We start from the raw sequence: 20796 nt of genomic DNA, 5'->3' as shown, positions 1-20796 counted from the left end.
AAGTCGACCTCCGTATCATCGGAACATTATTGAATGGGCGTGCACTATCCGCCCTTACCGGAACAAGCCCATGTATCGTTACGACCAGTACGACCACCTCATCGTGCGCGAGCGCATCGCCCAGTACCGCGACCAGGTGGCGCGCCGCCTGAGCGGTGAGTTGCTCGAAGAAGAATTCATCCCGCTGCGCCTGCAGAACGGCCTGTACATGCAGCGCCACGCCTACATGCTGCGCGTGGCCGTGCCGTACGGCCTGCTGTCGAGCGCCCAGGTGCGCATGTTCGGCCACATCGCCCGCACCTACGACCGCGGCTACGGCCACTTCACCACGCGCCAGAACATCCAGTACAACTGGATCGAGCTGGAGCAGACCCCGGATATCCTGACCGACCTGGCGTCGGTCGAGATGCACGCGATCCAGACCTCAGGCAATTGCATCCGCAACATCACCACCGACGAATTTGCCGGTGTGGCGGCCGATGAGATCATCGACCCGCGTCCGTTCGCCGAGATCCTGCGCCAGTGGAGCACCTTCCACCCGGAATTTGCCGCCCTGCCCCGCAAGTTCAAGGTCGCCATCAATGGCGCAGTCGAAGACCGCGCGGCCATCGCCGTGCACGATATCGGGCTGACCGTCGTCCATAACGAGGCGGGCGAAGTCGGCTTCAAGTTCATGGCCGGTGGCGGCATGGGCCGCACGCCGATTCTGGGCAGCGTCATCCGCGAGTTTCTGCCATGGCAGCACCTGCTGACCTACACCGAAGCCGTGATGCGCGTGTACAACCAGAACGGTCGTCGCGACAACAAGTACAAGGCACGCATCAAGATTTTGCTCAAGGCCATGGGCGTCGAGGAATTCACGCGTCAGGTCGAAGCCGAATGGGCCGACCTGAAGGATGGCCCTGAAACGCTGACGCAGGAAGAATTCGACCGCATTGCCAAGTGGTTCCAGCCGCACGCCTACCGCACGCTCGAGACGATCGACGTGGCTGCGTCACAGCCGGACAATAAGCCGTTCGCCAACTGGCTCGATCGCAACGTCAAGCCGCACAAGGTGCCGGGTTACGCCGCCGTGCTGCTGTCGCTGAAGAAAACCGGCGTGCCGCCGGGCGACGCCACCGACGGGCAACTCGATTTCGTGGCCGATCTGGCCGACCAGTTCAGCTTTGGCGAAGTGCGCGTCACGCACGAGCAGAACCTGGTGCTGGCCGACGTCGAGCAAAGCCAGTTGTTCGCGCTGTGGCAACTGCTCAAGTCGCAGGGCCTGGCCACGCCGAACATTGGCCTGTTGACCGACATCATTGCCTGCCCGGGTGGCGACTATTGCTCGCTGGCCAATGCCAAGTCGCTGCCGATTGCCGCCGCGATTGCCGAGCGCTTCGACGACCTGGACTTCCAGCACGACATCGGCGACATCGAACTGAACATCTCGGGCTGCATCAATGCCTGCGGCCACCACCACGTCGGCAATATCGGCATTCTGGGCGTGGACAAGGATGGCAGCGAGTGGTACCAGGTCTCGGTCGGCGGCGCGCAGGGCAACACCTCGGCCATCGGCAAGATCATCGGGCCGTCGTTCTCGGCCCCGCAAATGCCGGAAGTCATCGGGCGCCTGCTCGAGACCTACGTCCAGTGTCGGATCGAGGGTGAGCGCTTCGTCGACACCGTGGGCCGCCTGGGCATCGCCCCTTTCAAGGAACATGTGTATGCCACGCCGATTCCGGCCGGCGAACCCGCAAAGGAAGACCAGTATGCTTGACGCTCACCCACAGATCATCAAGGGCCGCGAAGTCGTCGCCGACGACTGGAGCGTGCTGCGTCTTGAAGAAACCGATGCAGCCGACACGATCGAGGTCCCGGCTGGCAAGATCATCGTGCCACTGACCGTCTGGCTGGCGCAGCGTGCTGTACTGGAGACGCGCGCCGAGCTCGGCGTATGGCTGGCGCCGGACGAACGCGCGGAGAGCATCAAGGACGATCTGGGCCGCTTTGCGGTCATCGCGATCGACTTCCCGAAGTTCACTGATGGCCGTGGCTACTCGACCGCCTTCAACCTGCGCCGACGCCTTGGCTGGACGGGCGAGCTGCGCTCCATCGGCGACGTGCTGCGCGACCAGCTGTTCCAGATGCAGCGCTGCGGCTTCGATGCCTTCGCTACCCGCCAGGATCGCAGCATCCACGATGCGCTCAAGGGCTTGTCGGTGTTTTCGGAAACCTACCAGGCGTCGATCGACAATCCGGTGCCGTTGTTCCGCCGCGTGCCACGGGAAACCCCGGCGCCGACCGCCGACGTCGTTAGCCAGGAATAACCCATGAGCGATCTGCATCGTCGCATGGCCGAGACCAGCGCGATCCTGGAACGTATTGCCCGTGATTTCACGCCGGCCGTGTTCGCATCGAGCCTGGCAGCCGAAGACATGGTGCTGACCGACCTGATCCTGAAGGCAGACTTGCCGATTGCGATCTTCTCGCTCGAGACGGGCCGCCTGCATGCCGAGACGCTGGCGATGATCGATCGCGTCAAGGAAACGTACGACTACGATATCGCCCTGTTCCGCCCCGACCCGCTGGCGGTCGAGCGCTACGTCACGCAGAACGGCCTGAACGCGTTCTACGAGAGCGTGGACATGCGCAAGGAATGCTGCCGCATCCGCAAGGTCGAGCCACTGGGCCGCGCGCTGGCCGGCAAACGCGCCTGGATCACGGGCCAGCGCCGCGCGCAGTCGGCCACGCGCGCCGAACTGGCGGTGCAGGAAGACGATCTGAGCCACGCCATGCAGAAGTTCAATCCGTTGACGGACTGGAGCGAAGAGAACGTCTGGGACTATCTGCGCTCGAACAACGTGCCGTACAACGCGCTGCACGATCGCGGCTTTCCGTCGATCGGCTGCGAACCCTGCACCCGCGCTGTTCAGCCTGGCGAAGATGTGCGCGCCGGCCGCTGGTGGTGGGAAAACCCGGAATCGAAGGAATGCGGGCTGCACGTGGTTGACGGCAAACTTATCCGCATCAAATCCGTGGCTGCCTAAGCCACAACAACAACAGGCACCGCCATGACATCTGTTACCGAGAATATTTTTAACGAAGTAAACGCCGCCCACCTGGATGCGCTGGAATCGGAAGCGATCCACATCCTGCGCGAAGTGGCCGCCGAATGCAGCAACCCCGCCCTGCTGTTCTCGGGCGGCAAGGACTCGGTGGTCCTGTTGCGTCTGGCCGAGAAAGCCTTCCGTCCGGGCAGTTTCCCGTTCCCGCTCGTGCACATCGACACCGGCCACAACTTCGACGAAGTGATCGCCTTCCGCGACGCCCGCGCCGCTGAGCTGGGAGAACGCCTGATCGTCGGCAGCGTCGAGGAATCGATCCGCCGCGGCACGGTGCGCCTGCGCAACCCGGCCACCGATTCGCGCAACGCGGCCCAGGCCGTCACGCTGCTGGAAACCATCGCCGAACACGGCTTCGACGCCTGCATCGGCGGCGCGCGCCGCGACGAAGAAAAAGCCCGCGCCAAGGAACGCATCTTTTCGTTCCGCGACGAATTCGGCCAGTGGGACCCGAAAGCCCAGCGCCCCGAACTGTGGGACCTGTATAACACCCGCGTCCATCCGGGCGAAAACATGCGCGTGTTCCCGATCTCGAACTGGACCGAGCTCGATGTGTGGCAATACATCGCCCGCGAACAACTGGCGCTGCCGTCGATCTATTTCGCGCACCAGCGCGACGTCATCGAACGCAATGGCCTGCTGGTACCCCTCACACCCTTGACGCCAGCGCGCGATGGCGAAACGGTCGAGAACCGCACCGTGCGCTTCCGGACCGTGGGCGACATCTCGTGCACCTGCCCGGTCGCTTCCAGCGCCGATTCGCTGGCCGACATCATTGCCGAAACGGCGATTACCGACGTCACCGAACGGGGCGCGACGCGCATGGATGACCAGACCTCCGAAGCCTCGATGGAAAAACGCAAGAAAGCAGGATACTTCTGATGAACGCCATGACTGACCTCAACGCCAACGGCGACACCAAGGCCAACCGCTCACTGCTGCGCTTCATCACGGCCGGCTCGGTCGACGATGGCAAAAGCACGCTGATCGGCCGCCTGCTGTTTGACAGCAAGGGCATCTTTGCCGACCAGCTGGCCGCCGTCTCGCGCGCCAAGCATAAGCGCACCGTGGGCGACACGATCGACCTCTCGCTGCTGACCGACGGCCTCGAAGCCGAGCGCGAACAGGGCATCACGATCGACGTGGCCTACCGCTACTTCGCCACGCCCAAGCGCAAGTTCATCATCGCCGACACGCCGGGCCACGAGCAGTACACCCGTAATATGGTCACGGGCGCATCGACCGCCGACGCCGTCATCATCCTGATCGACGTGTCGAAAGTCACGCTGCGCGAAGACGGTGGCGTCGACCTGCTCACGCAAACCAAACGCCATTCGACCATTGCCAAACTGCTGCAGATCGAGCACGTCGTGGTGGCCGTCAACAAGATGGACCTGATCGGTTACGACCGGGCGATCTACGACCGCATCGTGGCCGAGTACCAGCAGTTTGCGACCTCGCTGGGCCTGAAGGACATCACGGCGATTCCGTTGTCGGCGCTCACCGGCGACAACGTCGTCGAGAAATCGACGAACACGCCGTGGTACAGCGGCCCGACGCTGATCGATCTGCTCGAATCGCTGTCGGTCTACGACGAATCGCACAGTGCGCCGTTCCGCTTCCCGGTGCAGCTGGTGGCGCGCCATAACGGCCATGCGGCCAAGGACTTCCGTGGCTATATGGGCCGCATCGAATCGGGCGTCGTCAACGTCGGCGATACGCTGGTCGTGCAGCCGTCCGGCCAGAGCGCGACGGTGAAAGAGATCGTCACGTTCGACGGCTCGCTGCAGTCGGCAACGGCCGGCCAGTCGGTCACACTGGTGCTGAACGAATACGTGGACGTGTCGCGCGGCGACATGCTGGCCGGTAGCACGCAGCCGGCGACCTTGCTCAAGCAAGTCACGGCCGATGTCTGCTGGATGGCCGACGAGCCGCTTGACCTGCGCCGCAAGTACTGGCTCAAGCACGGCACGCGCCAGACGACGGCCAAGTTTGCACGGATCGACACGCTGCTGGACGTGAACACGCAACAGCGCCATCCGGCCGAGGGCCTCAAGCTCAACGACATCGCACGCGTACAACTGACCGTCCAGCAGCCGCTGGCGGCCGATGCCTACGATGCGATCCGGGCAACCGGCGCCTTCATCCTGATCGACGAAGTCACCCACCAGACCGTGGCCGCAGGTATGATCCGCATCGACGCATAATCAACGAAGGGGCGGTATGGCGGCACTGGGCAAAGTCTATCTGGTGGGAGCAGGCCCCGGCGCGGCCGACCTGATCACGGTGCGCGGCGCGCGCCTGCTGGCAACCGCCGACGTGGTGCTGTACGACGCGCTGGTCACGCCCGAGATGCTGGCATTGTGCGAGCGGGCCGACAAAATCTCGGTCGGCAAGCGCTCGGGCCAGCGGTCGATGGCGCAGACCGTGATCAACGGGCAAATCGTCGAGTGCGCACACAAGTATGCGCTGGTCGTGCGCCTCAAAGGCGGCGACCCGATGCTGTTTGGCCGCGCCGATGAAGAATTGCGGGCACTGGAAGCCGAAGGGATCGAGGTCGAGGTCGTGCCGGGGATTACCACCGCCGTCGCTGCGGCAGCAGCCACCAAGCAGCCGCTGACCAAACGTGGTGTGGCGCGCAGCGTGGCGTTCTTCACGTCAAGCACCGCGCCGGATGAACCGGATCATCCTGCTTTGCCCGAAACCGATACGCTGGTCCAGTACATGGGCGGGCGTGAAGCCGCTGCCACCGCAGAACGGCTATTGGCCGAGGGCCGGCGTGCCGATCTGCCGGTGGTGGTGGTGGAAAATTGCAGCCGCGTCGATCAGCGCATCCTGCGTCTGACGCTGACGGACCTGGCGCGTGGCCTGGAGCCCGGTCATGGGCCCGTGCTGGTCATGATGGGTGAAGCGCTGGCGCGGCGCGAGCACCAGCCGGATTGATGGCTGGTCGTTGAACGCGCGGACGGGATACCCGTCCACCCTACCTGCTACATTGACACCGTACCCAAAGAATTGACGCAATAGTCCGTCATCGCACGCTGCACGCCCGGATCTTCGCCGATGGCACCGGCGACGTTCAGCGTGAGATCCGGATGCGCCGCGCGCACCTCGTCGCACAGCGCAGGCAAGTCACGCAGCAAGTGACCACCCTTCCCCAAAAACACCGGCACTACCGTGATGTCGTCGATGCCTTGCGCGCGCATGGCGTCGATGGTGTCGGGCAGGCTCGGCGTCATCAGTTCCAGAAACGCCAGCTCCACCACCGCCCCGGCGACACGCTCGCGCGTCTGGTCGCGCAGGCGCTCGAAAGGGACTGCCCATGACGCGGCGCGCGCGCCGTGGGCAAACAGGATCAGACCACGTCTCATTGTCGTCATGCTTAATGTCGCTCCACCCACCACAGCGCACCAAGCGCCATGAGCAGGAATAACAGGCTGGGCGCCAGCGCCGTGAAGAACGCAGGCAGGATGGTCAGCACACCGAGGTGCGAGAACAGGGAATTGATGAGCAGGAAGCTCACACCGATCATGATGCCGATGAAGATCTTGAGGCTCACGCCACCGCTGCGCGTGTGCAGATACGCGAACGGCAGCGCCAGCGCCATCAGGACAAAAATCGAAAACGGATCGATGACTTTTTTCCAGAATGCGACCTTGAAGCGCTCGGTCTCTTGCTTGTTCTCGGCCAGGTGGCGCGTGTAGACGGCCAGCTCGGACGCCGACATGCGCTCGGGGTCCGAGCGCGACACCGACAGGATTTTTGGCGTGATCTCGGACGCCAGCGTGTAGGTGGCCAGCTTGCGCGTCGCGATCGCTGCAGTTTCCTGGCCATACGTGCTCTGGATCGTCTGCCCTGCCGGCACGGCCGAACCAGGCGCAGGCAACTCACGGCTGTTGGTAAACATCGTCTCGGTGACATCCGTCAGGCGCCACGTGTTGTTGCCGCCATAGGTGCCGCGCGCCGCCGTCACGAGCGAACGCATGCGCATATTGTTGTCGAACTCGTAGAGCCGCACGTCTTCCAGTTGACCATCGGGTGCAATGCGGCGCACGTTGAAGAAGCGCGAGCCCGTGATAACGCCGCGCACGCCGTTTTCGTGCACGCTGTCCTTGGTCCACATGCCCGAGCGGAACTCGGCCGAGATCGAACCGCCCTTGGCCGTCAGCCGCATGCGCTCGGCAATCGGCGCGGTGCGCGGCGTGATCAGCTCACCGAAAATAAACGTCACCACGACGAAGATCGCGCCGATCTTGAACAGCATCCAGGCCGCATGCCGGGTCGACATCGACGAGGCGCGCATGATGGTGAACTCGGAGCTCGAGGCAAATTGCGCCATCGTGTAGATGGTGCCGATCAGCGCCGCCACCGGCATCACCTGGTACACATTGCCCGGCACCAGCAGCAGCACGTACAGGAACGCGTGCTGCATGCCGAAGTCGTCCTTGCCGACCGATGGCAGGATGCTGGTCAGATCCATGAAGGCAACGAGCGCCAGGAACGCGGCCAGCACGAATGCCACCGCCTGGAAGATATTGATTGCGAAGTAACGCTGGAGGATTTTCATTCGACGGCTGCCTCGTCACGCTTGTGCAAAGGCTGCGGCTTGCGCAGACGGCGCTTGAACGCACCGAGCATGACCAGCGGATGGTACGGGTGGTTCACATTCAGGCGCCAGGCAAACAGACCCGCCACGCACAGCAGCGCGAACAGGTGCAGCGGCCACCAGCCCATGACAAAGGCGACCTTGCCCTGCTTGACGCTGGCTTCGGACAGCCGTACCAGATTGTTATAGGTGAAGAAGATCAGCAGCGCCAGGATCATGTTCGCCGACGATCCCGCACGCGGGTTGACGAAGCCAAGCGGGATGGCCAGCAGCATCAGGATCAGGCAGGTGATCGGCGCGGCAATGCGCGCCAGCAGTTCGGCCTGCGTAAAGCGGTTGGGCGCGAGCAGCAGCGCGGGGGTGGACAACGCCGCCACCGGGATGTCGGCGCCGAGCATCGGGGCCTGCGTGGCCACGCGCATGCTGTAGCGCTCGAACTCCATCGTCTGGAAGTTGGCCTGGCCCGGGATGCCTTCGTAGCGGCGCCCGTTGCTCAGCACGAGAAACTGGCCGCCCTTGCCGTCCGATTCGATCACGCCCTGCTTGGCCACCACCACCGAATGCGTGTTGCCGTTGACGCTGTTGACGAAGACGTTCTGCACGACGGTCGCGCCTTCGGCGCTGCGCTCGACGAAGAACACGCGGTCGTTCGAACTCGATTCGCGGAACTGGCCCGGTGCCACGCGCTGCAGGTCTTCGCGTTTCTGGAAACGCTCGACGAATTCGGCGCTTTTCATCTTGGCCCACGGTGTAACGACCAGCGACAGTGCAGCCACGACGAACACCATCGGCAGACCGAGCGTGAGCACGGGCCGGATCCACGCCAGCAGCGACTGGCCGGACGCGAACCAGACGACCATTTCGGAGTCGCGATAGCTGCGCGTGACGGCAGCGACGACGGCGATGAAGCAGGTGAGGATCAGAATGATCGGCAACAGCTCAGCACTGCGAAAGACAATCAGCGCCAGCACGTCGCCGGACGCGACCTTGCCACCGGCTGCCCGGCCAAGGATGGCGATCAGGGTCCAGGTGACAAGAATGGAAAACAGCACCGTGAAGGTCGCGCCAGCGGCGCTTGCCAATTCACGTTGCAGGGAACGTCGGAAGATCATTCAATAGAGTCGTTATAATTGCAGATTAGGCAGTCCGCCGCGAACAATGAATCGGAGAACCAAATGGACTTTAGCATAAAAGCATTCGACACAAAAAACACCCTGGCAGCGGCGAAGACCGGCTGTGTCGCAGTGGCGGTGTTCGAAAATAAAAAATTGTCGGCTGCAGCACAGGCACTCGACGTGAATGGCGAGATCAGCGCAGCGGTCAAGTCCGGGGACATCAACGGCAAGCCCGGTTCGACCCTGCTGCTGCGCGGCATTGCCGGCGTGACCGCGGCGCGCGTGCTGCTCGTGGGCCTGGGCGCCGACGAGACCATCTCCCAGAAAAACTTCACCACGGGCGCGACTGCTGCCCTGAAACTGTTCGCTACGCTGGGTGCCACGGACGCCATTATCGCATTCCCGCTCGAGAGCGTGAAAGAACGTGACGCCAACTGGGCGCTGCAGGCACTGGTGCTGGCCTCGAGCGACGCGGAATACCGTACCGACGCGCAGAAAAGCAAGAAAGAACCGGCGCTGGCCGGCGTGCGCAAGGTCGTCATCGCCATGCCGAATGCCGGTAGCGCCAAGGCCGCGCTGGCACAGGCCGCCGCGATTGCCAACGGCATGAAGCTCACGCGCGACCTGGGCAACCTGTCGCCAAACATCTGCACCCCGACCTACCTGGCGCAGACCGCACGCAAGCTGGCCGACGACTTCGGCTTTGGCCTGGAAGTCCTGGAACGCAAGCAGCTCGAAGCGCTCAAGATGGGCAGCTTCCTGGCCGTCGCGCGCGGCAGCGAAGAAGCGCCGAAGTTCATCGTCCTGCGCCACAACGGCGGCGCACCGAACGACGCACCGGTGGTCCTGGTCGGCAAGGGCATCACGTTCGACTCGGGCGGTATCTCGATCAAGCCGGGTCCGAGCATGGACGAGATGAAATACGATATGTGCGGCGCCGGTTCGGTACTGGGCACCTTCCGCGCGATCGGCGAGATGGGCCTGAAGCTCAATGTGATCGGCATCGTTGTCGCCTGCGAGAACATGCCATCGGGTCGCGCGGCCAAGCCGGGCGACATCGTCACCGCGATGAACGGCACCACCATTGAAATCCTCAACACCGACGCCGAAGGCCGCCTGGTGCTGTGCGATGCGCTCTCGTACGCCGAGCGCTTCAACCCGGCCGTCGTGGTCGACATCGCCACGCTGACGGGCGCCTGCATCGTGGCCCTGGGTCACCACACGAGCGGCCTGTTCACCCGTGACGACGCCGCGCACGACGCACTGGCCGACGAGCTGCTCACGGCCGGCAAGCAGGCTGGCGACGTGGCCTGGCGCTTCCCGCTGGGCGAGATCTACAACGACCAGCTCAAGTCGAACTTTGCTGACCTGGCCAATATCGGCACCCCGGGCGCCGCATCGATCACCGCCGCCTGCTTCCTGGAAAACTTCACCCGCAAGTACACCTGGGCCCACCTCGACATCGCCGGCACCGCCTGGAAGTCGGGCGCCGCCAAGGGCGCCACCGGCCGCCCGGTGCCGCTGCTGACCACGTTCCTGATGAATCGCGTGTAAGCACCCCACGCATCGTGAAAAAGCCCCGCATGCGGGGCTTTTTTTCGTCTCGAACCGGTGTACACAGCCGGGGTCACAGCCGGGGTCAGGTCTGACATTCGGACACGACCTCAGCACACAGCCGGGGTCAGGTCTGACATTCGGACACGACCTCAGCATTAGCCGCGTCCAATGGTGTCTTCTCAGTAGAAGCATGGGCTTGTGTCGGCTAGTTCCGACTATCCAACTGTCCAGATCGTGTCCGAATGTCAGACCTGACCCCGGCTTTTCTCAAGCCAGGTCAGAATATTCTGGTCGCTACCGGTTCGGCGCCTGCTGCGGCGGCGGACTTTTCTGCTGGCTGCATCAGGACGGTCAGCGTGGCCGGGTAGCTATAACCGGCGCCGGAATAGCGATCGACGTAGTGGCCGATGCCGGCGGTGGTGACCAGGTTGCCAACCAGATTGCTGGTATTGAGCTGCGCCTCTACCCGTTCGGCGGCGATGGCCACACCCTGCTTCTTGCAGCTGATCGACAGCGGCCCCTTGTTGCGCGTGACCGTCACGCGGCCGGGGGCGATCACGTACCAGCGTCCGGCGTCATTGCTCAGGATGCAACCGACCCCACCGATCTCGCGGTAATCGAGAATGGCGTGTACTTCCAGCTGCTGTGTGGGGGAATCGGACATGGTCGCGCAGCCGCCCAGCAGGGCAAGCGCGGACCAGACAAACGGGCGGAGAAGAGGCGACATGGCAACCATCAAGAAGCAGATACTTCTATAACGGCAGCAGTGCGCAAATACTGAGGCGGGATCAGTCGAGCGGCGCGAAACGCGGTTGCACGACACCATCTGCGGTCACGGTGCCGAAGAATGCATCGCGGGGACGCACCCACACGGCGCCAGCCGCATCCCGGTACACGATGACCGGGGTGTGGTCGGATTCCAGCAGCGCCTCGCACACCACCTCATAGATGCCGCCCTTGTAGTGGCGGTAACGCATGCGGTGAAAAAGCTCAGACCTTTTCGGCCTCGGCCTTCTGTTTTTTCTTCAGGCCCTGGATGACCTTGAGAACGCCTTCCATGCCAGCGGTCTCGTCCAGTTCGCTGAACGCGTCCAGGACTTCGTTCAGCACGCTGTTGCGCACTGCCGCTTCATCGGGCGCGATGGCGGCCACGGGGCTGCCATCCTTGCCGAACTTCGATGGCGATTCGGCCGCGGTCTTGGCGCCATGCGCCAGGGCTGCCTGCCAGATCACCCAGCGACGCTGGGTTTCGAAAACGAGGTATTCCTCGGGCTTGTCTTCGCGGCGGCGAACGATGTGGCCTTCACGCTGGGCCCATGCTTCAAATGCACTGCGCATTTCTGTCCTTTTCAAATCTGCGTCAGGATGATGAACTCCTGGACGCAATATTTCACAATAGTACCACTAGCGCACGTCGATGGCTTGAACCAACTGTGTCAGCTGTCGATCAACGCTGCATCGCGACTCGCCAATGGTACAATGAAAGTTGCACATACACAATTTTATTATTAACAAAAAGCAACCTGTGATGTTGTCGCGTCATGCGACGACTGCCGGATTCAATTCTTTATAATCTCGAAGCGGCGAACAGGCAATACTTTTTGGAAATCTATAATCAAAAGTGTCATCAAGTGTTGCAATTATACCAACCAACTCTCCAATTCACTACCGTTATTTCATGCATACCGCGCAATCAAACCGGTAATTTCGTTAATAATAGCCGGTTGGCAAGCAAATAGGCGGGATTATCTTGAGTCACAAGCAACTGACCCGCCATTAACTGTAGAGAACTCGATGAAAATTGTCACTTGGAATGTAAATTCTTTAAAAGTCCGTCTTGCACATTTGTTGCAATGGTTGGAAACCAACCCCGTAGACGTCCTCTGTATTCAGGAGACCAAGCTGACCGATGACAAGTTCCCGGTCGCCGAGCTCAATGCGGCCGGCTACCAGGTCGCGTTTTCGGGTCAAAAGACGTACAACGGCGTGGCGATCCTGTCCCGTCTGCCAATCGACGATGTCGTGCGCAACAATCCGCACTTCGAGGATCCCCAGCAGCGGCTGCTGGCCGCGACGATCGGCGGCGTGCGCTTTATCTGTGCGTACGTGCCCAACGGGCAGGAAGTCGGCTCCGACAAGTACGCCTACAAGCTGGCCTGGCTGGCGGCCCTGCAGACGTGGGTAACGGCCGAGATGGCAGCGCATCCGCAATTTGCCATTCTCGGCGACTACAATATTGCGCCCGATGCGCGCGACGTGCACGACGTGGCCGAATGGGAAGGCCGGATCCACTGCTCGGTGCCCGAGCGCGATGCGCTGCAGGCGCTGATCGCCCTGGGCCTGGCGGACGCATTCCGCCTGTTCGAGCAGCCCGAGAAGCAGTACAGCTGGTGGGATTACCGCCAGATGGCGTTTCGCCGCAACCGCGGGCTGCGCATCGATCACATCCTGCTGTCCAAAGCCCTGGCCGAGCGCTGCACCGCCTGCCACATCGACCGCGAGACGCGCAAGTGGGAGCAGCCGTCCGACCACGCACCCGTGGTCGCCACGCTGACCGATTAACCGGCCAGCAGCCGGCCGATCTGCGCGGCCGGCAGCGGCCGCGCGAACAGATACCCCTGCGCGAACTGACAGCCGAACGAACGCAGCAGCGCATACTGCCCTTCCGTTTCCACCCCTTCGGCCACCACCGACAATTGCAGGCTGTTGGCCAGCGCCATCACGGCGGCCACGATCGCGCGGTCTTCGGCACTGGCTTCCAGCTCGCGCACGAAAGCGCGGTCGATCTTGATCTTGTGGACCGGGAAACGCTTCAGGTACGCCAGGCTCGAATAGCCGGTCCCGAAGTCGTCGATCGACAGGCGCGTCCCCATCGCATTCATCCGGCGCAGCGTCTCGAGCGTCTGGCCGCCGTGCTGCATCAGGGCGGTCTCGGTGATCTCGAATTCCACCAGCCGCGCGTCGATGCCGGTTTCCCGCACGATGGCGGCGATCGCGTCGACCAGGCCGTGATGCGTGAACTGGCGTGCCGACAGGTTGATCGCGAGCGGCACCACGTCCAGCCCTTCGCTGCGCCACTGCTGGTTCTGCACGCACGCGGTGCGGATCACCCACTCGCCCACCGCCATGATCATGCCGCTCTCTTCGAGGATCGGGATGAATTCGTCCGGACCGACCAGTTCGTTGCCGCCACGCCGCCAGCGCAGCAGCACCTCGAGCCCGTGCACGCGGCGCGTGGCGGTACACATGATCGGCTGGTAGTGCAGCTCGAATTCACCCCGCGCCAGCGCGCCGCGCAGACTCGATTCGAGGTCGAAGTGACGCGCCGCAGCCTGGTTCATGCGCTCGGTGAAGAACTGGTAATTGTTGCGGCCCGCCGCCTTGGCCTGGTACATCGCCGCGTCCGCGTGGCGCATCAGCGTATCGACGTCGCCGCCGTCCTGCGGATACAGGCAGATGCCGATCGACGGCGAGATGTGCAGGCTGCGGCCTTCGATCGCGCAGGGTGATGCCAGCGCCTCGATGATCGCGTCGCCGACCGCAGCAGCGGCAGCACCCTCCTCGACCCCGGGCAACAGCACGACGAATTCATCGCCCCCGAGGCGCGCGACCAGGTCACCAGGGCGCACTGAACGCACCAGCCGCCGCGCGACTTCGCGCAGCAGCTGGTCGCCCACCACGTGGCCGAGCGAATCGTTGATCGTCTTGAAGCGGTCCAGGTCGAGGAACATCAGCGCCAGGCCGTTGCCCTTGTGCGCCTCGTCACCGCTGGCCACGCTGCGCATGGCCGCATCGAGCCGGTCGGACAGCATCGCGCGGTTGGGCAACCCGGTCAGGCTGTCGTGGTAGGCCATGTGATGCACGCGCGCCTCGGCCTGGCGCCGCTCATTGATTTCTTCCTGCAGCAGCGCGTTGGCGCCGGCCAGTTCGGCGGTGCGCTCGGCCACGCGCACTTCGAGCTCGTCGCGTGCACGCCGCACGGCGTCGGCCGCTTCGCGCTGGGCCGTCACGTCGTCCACCAGCCAGACGCTGCGCCCGCGCGTGAGCGCAGCGTCGAACAGGCGCCCGGACAGGCGCGCCCAGAAGCGCGTGCCGTCACGCCGTACCATTTCGTGCTCGGCCATGTGAGCCTGGCCCGTGACGAACTGCGTCTCGGACACGGTGCGCGCCGCCAGCCAGCTGTCCTGGTCGGGATACAGCGCGCGCACCGGCGCGCCGTCCATGCCGCCCGGCGGCGCGCCGAACAGCTCTTCCATCTTGCGGTTGCAGTGCAGTGTGCGGCCGTTCTCGACGACGGCGATGCCCAGCACCGCATTATTCAGGATCGCGCGGTTTTCCATCAGTGCCTCGCGCAGCGACTGCTCGTCGCCCTTTTCGCGGGTGCGGTCTTCGAGCATCCAGATCGTGCCCTTGTCCGGGTCGAGCGGATTGACCTGGTAGCCGATCATCAGGACCCAGGCCGGCGCGCCGTCCTTGCGCACGAGGATGCGTTCGGTGCGAAACGGCCGGCCATCCGCCAGTTGCGGATACGCATCGGCGCCCAGCGCGCGGTACGCTTCTTCGTCCGGATACAGCACGCGCGTGGAGCGGCCGATCGGCTCGTCGGCGGCATAGCCGAACATCGTGCAGAAGGCGGGATTGGCGCGCCGGATCACGCGGTTGCGGGTAAACATGACGCCGATCGATGCGTTGGTCATGATCGCCTGCATTTCACTGGCCGCCTGGCGCGCCTCGGTCACATCCTCGACGATCCAGATGGTTCCCGCGCTGCGGTTGCCCGGTTCGACTGAGCAGCCGCGCAGGCGCGCCCAGAAGGGCGAACCGTCACGACGACGAAACTGCTGCTCGCTCTTTTCGAACATCTCGCCCCGCCCCAGCACGGTGAACGCTTCGGTGGCCAGGGCCTGATACGCCTCGGGCGAGACGCACACGTCCGGCAGCGAAATGGTATCGAGTTCATGTTGCGCATAGCCGAACATTTCGCCCAGGCGCGGGTTGAATGAACGGATCTGGTCGGGCTGGGTGACGGCGATGCCGACCGGTGCGTGCTCAAAGATCGCGCGTTGTTCGCGCACCGTGCGGCGCACGCCGCCCAGCTCGATTGCGCGCAGGCTGGCGGCCGGCGTCGTGGGAACTTGCGGGGTCGAGAATCCATCCATCGTCGAGGCAGTCAGGCTGTGGGTAGTGATGATCCGGAGTTGTCATTTAGCAACCTATTAAGTGAATCATAACCCGGAACAGCCAGGCACTCCAATCCGCAGCGACCAGAATGCGACACTAGCCAGGCACCCGCACCCAGCCTTCCATCAAGACGCGTGCACTGCGGCTCATGCTGGCCTTCGCCACACGCCACTGGCCATTGTCCAGCACCGCTTCGGCGCCTACCCGCAGCGTGCCGGACGGATGGCCGAACCGCACCGCCGAGCGCTCGCCGCCGCCGGCCGCCAGGTTCACCAGCGTGCCCGGAATGGCCGCCGCCGTGCCGATCGCCACCGCCGCGGTGCCCATCATCGCGTGATGCAGCTTGCCCATCGACAGCGCGCGCACCAGCAGGTCGATCTCGCCCGCTGCGACCTGCCGCCCGCTCGACGACACATACCCGGCCGCCTTGGCCACGAACGCGACCTTCGGCGTGTGCTGGCGCTTGCCTGCCTCGTCGATGCTGGCAATGAGGCCCATGCGCAGCGCGCCGTGGGCGCGGATCGTTTCGAACACGGCCAGCGCGCGCGGGTCGCCATTGATCGCGTCCTGCAGCTCGGTGCCGTCGTAGCCCAGCGCGCTAGCGTCGATAAAGATGGTCGGGATGCCGGCGTTGATCAGGGTCGCGCGCAGCACGCCCACACCGGGCACGTCGAGTTCGTCAACCAGACTCCCGGTCGGGAACATGGCGCCGCCACCGCCCTCTTCCTCCGCCGCCGGGTCCATGAACTCGAGCTGCACCTCGGCCGCCGGGAAGGTCACGCCATCGAGCTCGAAGCCCCCTGTTTCCTGCACCTGGCCGGCGGCCATCGGCACGTGCGCGAGGATGGTCTTGCCGATATTGGCCTGCCAGATGCGCACCACGGCCACGCCGTCGTGCGGCACGCGCGCCGGATCGACCAGCCCTGCGGCAATGGCGAACGGCCCCACCGCGGCCGACAGGTTGCCGCAATTGCCGCTCCAGTCGACGAACGGCTTGTCGATCGCGACCTGGCCGAACAGGTAGTCAACGTCGTGCTCAGCGCGCGCGGAGGCCGCAACGATGACGGCCTTGCTGGTGCTGGACGTGGCGCCGCCCATGCCGTCGATCTGCTTGCCGTACGGGTCGGGGCTGCCGATCACGCGCAGCAGCAGCGCGTCGCGCGCGGGACCCGCCACGCGGGCGTCTTCCGGCAGGTCGTCCAGCTTGAAGAACACGCCCTTGCTGGTGCCGCCGCGCAGATAAGTGGCGGCGATCCGGCGCTGGGGAGAATACGTGGTTGATTCCATCATGCCGCCTTCACCGTCGATTCAAGGAAATCCTGCGCGAAGCGTTGCAGCACGCCGCCGGCTTCGTAGATGGCCACTTCTTCGGCCGTATCGAGCCGGCACGTGACGGCCACCTCGACCCGCTCGCCGCTCGCGCGGTTGATGACCAGCGTGAGCTCGGCGCGCGGCGTACGGGCGCCGATCACATCGAACGTTTCGGTGCCGTCGATGCCCAGGGTGATGCGGTTTTCGCCCGGCTTGAATTCGAGCGGCAGCACGCCCATGCCCACCAGGTTGGTGCGGTGAATGCGCTCGAAGCCTTCGGCCGCAATCGCCTCGACGCCCGCCAGGCGCACGCCCTTGGCCGCCCAGTCGCGCGACGAGCCCTGGCCATAATCGGCGCCGGCGATGATGATCAACGGCTGCTTGCGCGCCATGTAATGCTCGATCGCTTCCCACATGCGGGTGACTTCACCTTCCGGCTCGATGCGCGCGAGCGAACCGGCCATCACCTTGCCGTGGCTGTCTTTCACCATCTCGTTCTTGAGCGTTGGATTGGCGAACGTCGCGCGTTGCGCCGTCAGGTGGTCGCCCCGGTGCGTGGCGTACGAATTGAAGTCTTCTTCGGGCAGGCCCATCTTGGCCAGGTATTCACCGGCGGCCGAGTCGAGCAGGATCGCGTTCGACGGCGACAGGTGGTCGGTGGTGATGTTGTCACCCAGGACCGCCAGTGGCCGCATGCCGGCCAGCGGGCGGCTGCCGGCCAGCGCGCCTTCCCAGTACGGTGGCCGGCGAATATAGGTGCTCGGCGCACGCCAGTCATACAGCGGGCTGACGGCGGCGCCATCGTCGGCCACGCGCGCGAACATCGGCGTGTAGACCTTGCGGAACTGCTCCGGCTTGACGCTCGCGGCGACCACGGCGTCGATTTCTTCCTCCGATGGCCACAGGTTGGCCAGGCGGATTTCGCGCCCAGAAGCATCCAGGCCCAGCACGTCCTTCTCGATATCGAAGCGGATCGTGCCGGCAATCGCGTACGCCACTACCAGCGGCGGCGACGCCAGGAACGCTTGCTTCGCGTACGGGTGAATGCGGCCGTCAAAATTGCGGTTACCCGACAGGACCGCCGTCGCGTACAGGTCGCGCTTGATGATTTCGTCCTGGATCGCCGGATCGAGCGCGCCGCTCATGCCGTTGCAGGTGGTGCAGGCAAAGGCGACGACGCCAAAGCCCAGCTGGTCGAGCTCCTGGCTCAGGCCTGCTTCGTCGAGGTACAGCGCGACGGCCTTCGAGCCGGGCGCCAGTGAACTTTTCACCCAGGGTTTACGGGTCAGGCCGGCGCGGTTGGCATTGCGAGCCAACAGACCTGCCGTGACCATATTGCGCGGGTTGCTGGTGTTGGTGCAGCTGGTGATCGCGGCGATGATGACGGCGCCATCGGGCATCTGGCCCGGTGTATTTTCCACCAGGCCCGAGATGCCCCGCGCAGCCAGTTCGGACGTCGGCACGCGCTTGTGCGGATTGGACGGCCCGGCGATATTGCGCACCACGTTTGACAAATCGAACGACAGCGTGCGTTCGTATTCGGCGCTCTGCAGGCTGTCAGCCCACAGGCCGGCGTGCTTCGCATACGTCTCGACCAGGTGCACGGTCGCGTCGTCGCGCCCCGTCAGGCGCAGGTACTTGATGGTTTGCTCGTCGATGTAGAACATCGCGGCGGTGGCGCCGAATTCGGGCGCCATGTTCGCGATCGTTGCGCGGTCGCCCAGCGTCAGCGCAGCTGCGCCGGCACCGAAAAATTCCAGATAGGTCGAGACGACTTTGGCATTGCGCAGGAACTCGGTCAGCGCCAGCACCACGTCGGTCGCGGTGATGCCCGGCTGCGGCTTGCCGGTGAGTTCGACGCCGACGATGTCGGGCAGGCGCATCCACGAGGCGCGGCCCAGCATCACGCTCTCGGCTTCGAGCCCGCCGACACCGATGGCGAGCACGCCAAGGGCGTCGACCATCGGCGTGTGCGAGTCGGTGCCGACCAGCGTGTCCGGATAAGCCACGCCGCGCTCCGACTGGATCACGGGCGACATGCGCTCGAGATTAATCTGGTGCAGGATGCCGTTCCCGGGCGGGATCACGTCGACGTTCTTGAAGGCCTTCTTGGTCCAGTCGATGAAGTGGAAGCGGTCTTCATTGCGGCGATCTTCGATGGCGCGGTTCTTGGTGAACGCATCCGGGTCGAACCCGCCGCATTCGACGGCCAGCGAATGATCGACGACGAGCTGCGTCGGCACCACTGGGTTGACCAGCGCCGGGTCGCCCCCTTGCAGGGCAATGGCGTCGCGCAGGCCGGCCAGGTCGACCAGTGCGGTCTGGCCCAGGATGTCGTGGCAGACCACGCGCGCCGGGAACCAAGGAAAATCGAGGTCGCGCTTGCGTTCGATGAGCTGCTTCAGCGAATCGCGCAGGCTCGCGGGCGCGCAGCGGCGCACGAGGTTCTCGGCCAGCACGCGCGACGTGTAGGGCAGCGTAGCGTAAGCGCCAGGCAGGATCGCGTCGACGGCGGCGCGGGTGTCGAAGTAGTCGAGCTCCGTGCCCGGCAGGGGTATGCGGTAATCAGTATTCATGGCGGTGTTCGATCTTTTTAGCTAACCCCGAAACCGTCGTTCCCGCGAAGGCGGGAACCCAAGTCAATTAGCAAGCCAGGAACGCTGATAGTGGTCACCTGGGCTGAACTTGGATTCCCGCCTGCACGGGAACGACGTGCCGGAGTTGGTGGTCAAGTGGCTGCGCTTATTTGCGTTACTTGCGCTCTGCCAGCGGCACGAACTGCAGATCCTCCGGCCCCACGTAATTGGCGCTCGGGCGGATGATCTTGTTGTCGATGCGCTGCTCGATAACGTGCGCCGCCCAGCCGGACGTGCGCGCGATGACGAACAGCGGCGTGAACATCGCCGTCGGCACGCCCATCATGTGGTACGACACGGCCGAGAACCAGTCCAGGTTCGGGAACATTTTTTTCACGTCCCACATCACGGTCTCGAGGCGCTCGGCGATGTCGAACATCTTCATCGAGCCGCCCTCTTCCGACAAAGTGCGCGCCACTTCCTTGATCACCTTGTTGCGCGGGTCCGAGATCGTGTAGACCGGATGGCCGAAGCCGATCACGACTTCCTTGTTGGCCACGCGGTTGCGGATATCGGCTTCGGCTTCGTCCGGGTTGTCATAGCGCTTCTGGATGTCGTGCGCGACTTCGTTGGCGCCGCCGTGCTTCGGGCCGCGCAGCGCGCCGATCGCGCCCGTGATGGCCGAGTGGATGTCCGAGCCGGTGCCGGCGATCACGCGGGCGGTGAAGGTCGAGGCATTGAATTCGTGTTCGGCGTACAGGATCAGCGACGTGTGCATCGCGCGCACCCACGATTCCTTTGGCGCGAAGCCGTGCAGCAGGTGCAGGAAGTGGCCGCCAATCGAATCGTCGTCAGTATTCACCTCGATGCGTTTGCCGCTGTGGCTGAAGTGGTACCAATACAGCAGCATCGAGCCGAACGACGCCATCAGGCGGTCGGCGATATCGCGCGCGCCGGTGATGTGGTGGTCGTCCTTCTCGGGCAGCGTGCAGCCCAGGACCGACACGCCCGTGCGCATCACGTCCATCGGATGGGCATTGGCCGGCAATGCTTCGAGCGCGCTTTTGAGCGCCTGCGGCAGGCCGCGCAGCGAGCGCAGCTTGGCCTTGTAGCCGCGCAGTTCGCCGTCGTTCGGCAGCTTGCCGTGCACCAGCAGGTAGGCGATTTCCTCGAATTCGCTGGTGGTCGCGATGTCGAGGATGTCGTAGCCGCGGTAATGCAGGTCGTTGCCCGATTTGCCAACCGAGCACAGGGCGGTGTTACCAGCGGCAACGCCGGACAGGGCGACGGATTTCTTCGGCTTGAAGGTCGGGGCTTCCTGGTTCTGCGTAGTCATCTGGGGTCTC

At 64.1% G+C, this 20796-nt stretch carries 18 protein-coding genes; 8 read left to right on the top strand and 10 right to left on the bottom strand.

Annotated features, from left to right (window positions below; genetic code table 11):
• Positions 1 to 70: 70 nt before the first annotated feature.
• From AC56LH_RS04065 to cobA, 6 genes are read left to right on the top strand one after another with little or no spacing between them, the layout of a single operon-like run.
• Entirely contained in the window at positions 71 to 1759 is a 1689-nt protein-coding gene (locus AC56LH_RS04065) for a nitrite/sulfite reductase (RefSeq protein WP_499644260.1), read from the top strand.
• Complete coding sequence (locus AC56LH_RS04060; protein WP_499644258.1) at positions 1752 to 2309, top strand: DUF934 domain-containing protein; 558 nt, start codon at positions 1752 to 1754, stop codon at positions 2307 to 2309. The genes AC56LH_RS04065 and AC56LH_RS04060 overlap by 8 nt, the downstream gene beginning before the upstream one ends.
• Positions 2310 to 2312: 3 nt before the next feature.
• Positions 2313 to 3029 carry a phosphoadenylyl-sulfate reductase gene (locus AC56LH_RS04055; protein ID WP_499644256.1) on the top strand — a complete coding sequence of 239 codons (717 nt, stop codon included), beginning with the start codon at positions 2313 to 2315 and terminating at the stop codon, positions 3027 to 3029.
• 24 nt (positions 3030 to 3053) lie between these two features.
• Entirely contained in the window at positions 3054 to 3986 is a 933-nt protein-coding gene (gene cysD, locus AC56LH_RS04050; protein ID WP_499644254.1) for a sulfate adenylyltransferase subunit CysD, read from the top strand.
• Positions 3986 to 5311 (top strand): sulfate adenylyltransferase subunit 1, encoded by a 1326-nt coding sequence (locus AC56LH_RS04045; protein WP_499644253.1) that lies wholly within the window; start codon positions 3986 to 3988, stop codon positions 5309 to 5311. The genes cysD and AC56LH_RS04045 overlap by 1 nt, the downstream gene beginning before the upstream one ends.
• A gap of 16 nt (positions 5312 to 5327) precedes the next feature.
• The gene (gene cobA / locus AC56LH_RS04040) at positions 5328 to 6047 is read left to right on the top strand and encodes a uroporphyrinogen-III C-methyltransferase (protein ID WP_499644251.1); all 720 of its coding nucleotides are present in this window, start codon (positions 5328 to 5330) and stop codon (positions 6045 to 6047) included.
• Positions 6048 to 6094: 47 nt separating this feature from the next.
• Here the strand turns inward: cobA and AC56LH_RS04035 are convergent, their stop codons facing one another.
• From AC56LH_RS04035 to lptF, 3 genes are read right to left on the bottom strand one after another with little or no spacing between them, the layout of a single operon-like run.
• On the bottom strand, positions 6095 to 6484 hold the full coding sequence (locus AC56LH_RS04035; RefSeq protein ID WP_499644249.1) for a sirohydrochlorin chelatase: 390 nt from the start codon (positions 6482 to 6484) through the stop codon (positions 6095 to 6097).
• A 2-nt stretch (positions 6485 to 6486) separates the two neighbouring features.
• A complete protein-coding gene (gene lptG, locus AC56LH_RS04030) occupies positions 6487 to 7671 on the bottom strand; it encodes an LPS export ABC transporter permease LptG (protein ID WP_499644247.1) in 1185 nt (394 codons plus the stop codon).
• The gene (gene lptF / locus AC56LH_RS04025; protein WP_499576769.1) at positions 7668 to 8822 is read right to left on the bottom strand and encodes an LPS export ABC transporter permease LptF; all 1155 of its coding nucleotides are present in this window, start codon (positions 8820 to 8822) and stop codon (positions 7668 to 7670) included. Before lptF ends, lptG begins: the two co-directional genes overlap by 4 nt.
• 63 nt (positions 8823 to 8885) lie before the next feature.
• Between lptF and AC56LH_RS04020 the strand changes: the two genes are divergently transcribed.
• A complete protein-coding gene (locus tag AC56LH_RS04020) occupies positions 8886 to 10379 on the top strand; it encodes a leucyl aminopeptidase (protein ID WP_499644245.1) in 1494 nt (497 codons plus the stop codon).
• A 280-nt stretch (positions 10380 to 10659) separates the two neighbouring features.
• On the opposite strand, the gene AC56LH_RS04015 is transcribed toward AC56LH_RS04020, so the two are convergent.
• From AC56LH_RS04015 to AC56LH_RS04005, 3 genes are all read right to left on the bottom strand, one after another.
• On the bottom strand, positions 10660 to 11109 hold the full coding sequence (locus tag AC56LH_RS04015) for a hypothetical protein (RefSeq protein WP_499644244.1): 450 nt from the start codon (positions 11107 to 11109) through the stop codon (positions 10660 to 10662).
• 61 nt (positions 11110 to 11170) lie between these two features.
• A complete protein-coding gene (locus AC56LH_RS04010) occupies positions 11171 to 11359 on the bottom strand; it encodes a DUF1653 domain-containing protein (protein WP_499644242.1) in 189 nt (62 codons plus the stop codon).
• A gap of 13 nt (positions 11360 to 11372) precedes the next feature.
• Positions 11373 to 11720 carry a phiTE_015 family protein gene (locus tag AC56LH_RS04005; protein WP_499644241.1) on the bottom strand — a complete coding sequence of 116 codons (348 nt, stop codon included), beginning with the start codon at positions 11718 to 11720 and terminating at the stop codon, positions 11373 to 11375.
• A 456-nt stretch (positions 11721 to 12176) separates the two neighbouring features.
• On the opposite strand from AC56LH_RS04005, the gene xth reads away from it, so the two are divergent.
• On the top strand, positions 12177 to 12944 hold the full coding sequence (gene xth, locus AC56LH_RS04000; RefSeq protein ID WP_499644239.1) for an exodeoxyribonuclease III: 768 nt from the start codon (positions 12177 to 12179) through the stop codon (positions 12942 to 12944).
• Here xth and AC56LH_RS03995 read toward each other — a convergent pair.
• The 4 genes from AC56LH_RS03995 to prpC form a co-directional block, all read right to left on the bottom strand.
• A complete protein-coding gene (locus tag AC56LH_RS03995; RefSeq protein ID WP_499644237.1) occupies positions 12941 to 15541 on the bottom strand; it encodes a bifunctional diguanylate cyclase/phosphodiesterase in 2601 nt (866 codons plus the stop codon). The two genes, xth and AC56LH_RS03995, sit on opposite strands and share 4 nt — an antisense overlap.
• Before the next feature lie 118 nt (positions 15542 to 15659).
• On the bottom strand, positions 15660 to 16853 hold the full coding sequence (gene prpF / locus AC56LH_RS03990) for a 2-methylaconitate cis-trans isomerase PrpF (RefSeq protein ID WP_499644235.1): 1194 nt from the start codon (positions 16851 to 16853) through the stop codon (positions 15660 to 15662).
• Positions 16850 to 19450, bottom strand: a complete 2601-nt coding sequence (acnD, locus tag AC56LH_RS03985) for a Fe/S-dependent 2-methylisocitrate dehydratase AcnD (protein WP_499644234.1) — start codon at positions 19448 to 19450, stop codon at positions 16850 to 16852. Before acnD ends, prpF begins: the two co-directional genes overlap by 4 nt.
• Positions 19451 to 19625: 175 nt before the next feature.
• Positions 19626 to 20786: a bifunctional 2-methylcitrate synthase/citrate synthase gene (gene prpC / locus AC56LH_RS03980; RefSeq protein WP_499644232.1), complete on the bottom strand. Its 1161-nt coding sequence runs from the start codon at positions 20784 to 20786 to the stop codon at positions 19626 to 19628.
• Positions 20787 to 20796 lie beyond the last annotated feature (10 nt).

Source organism: Telluria sp. LT1R51-2 (assembly GCF_059685775.1).
This window is presented reverse-complemented; position numbering and strand designations above follow the sequence as displayed.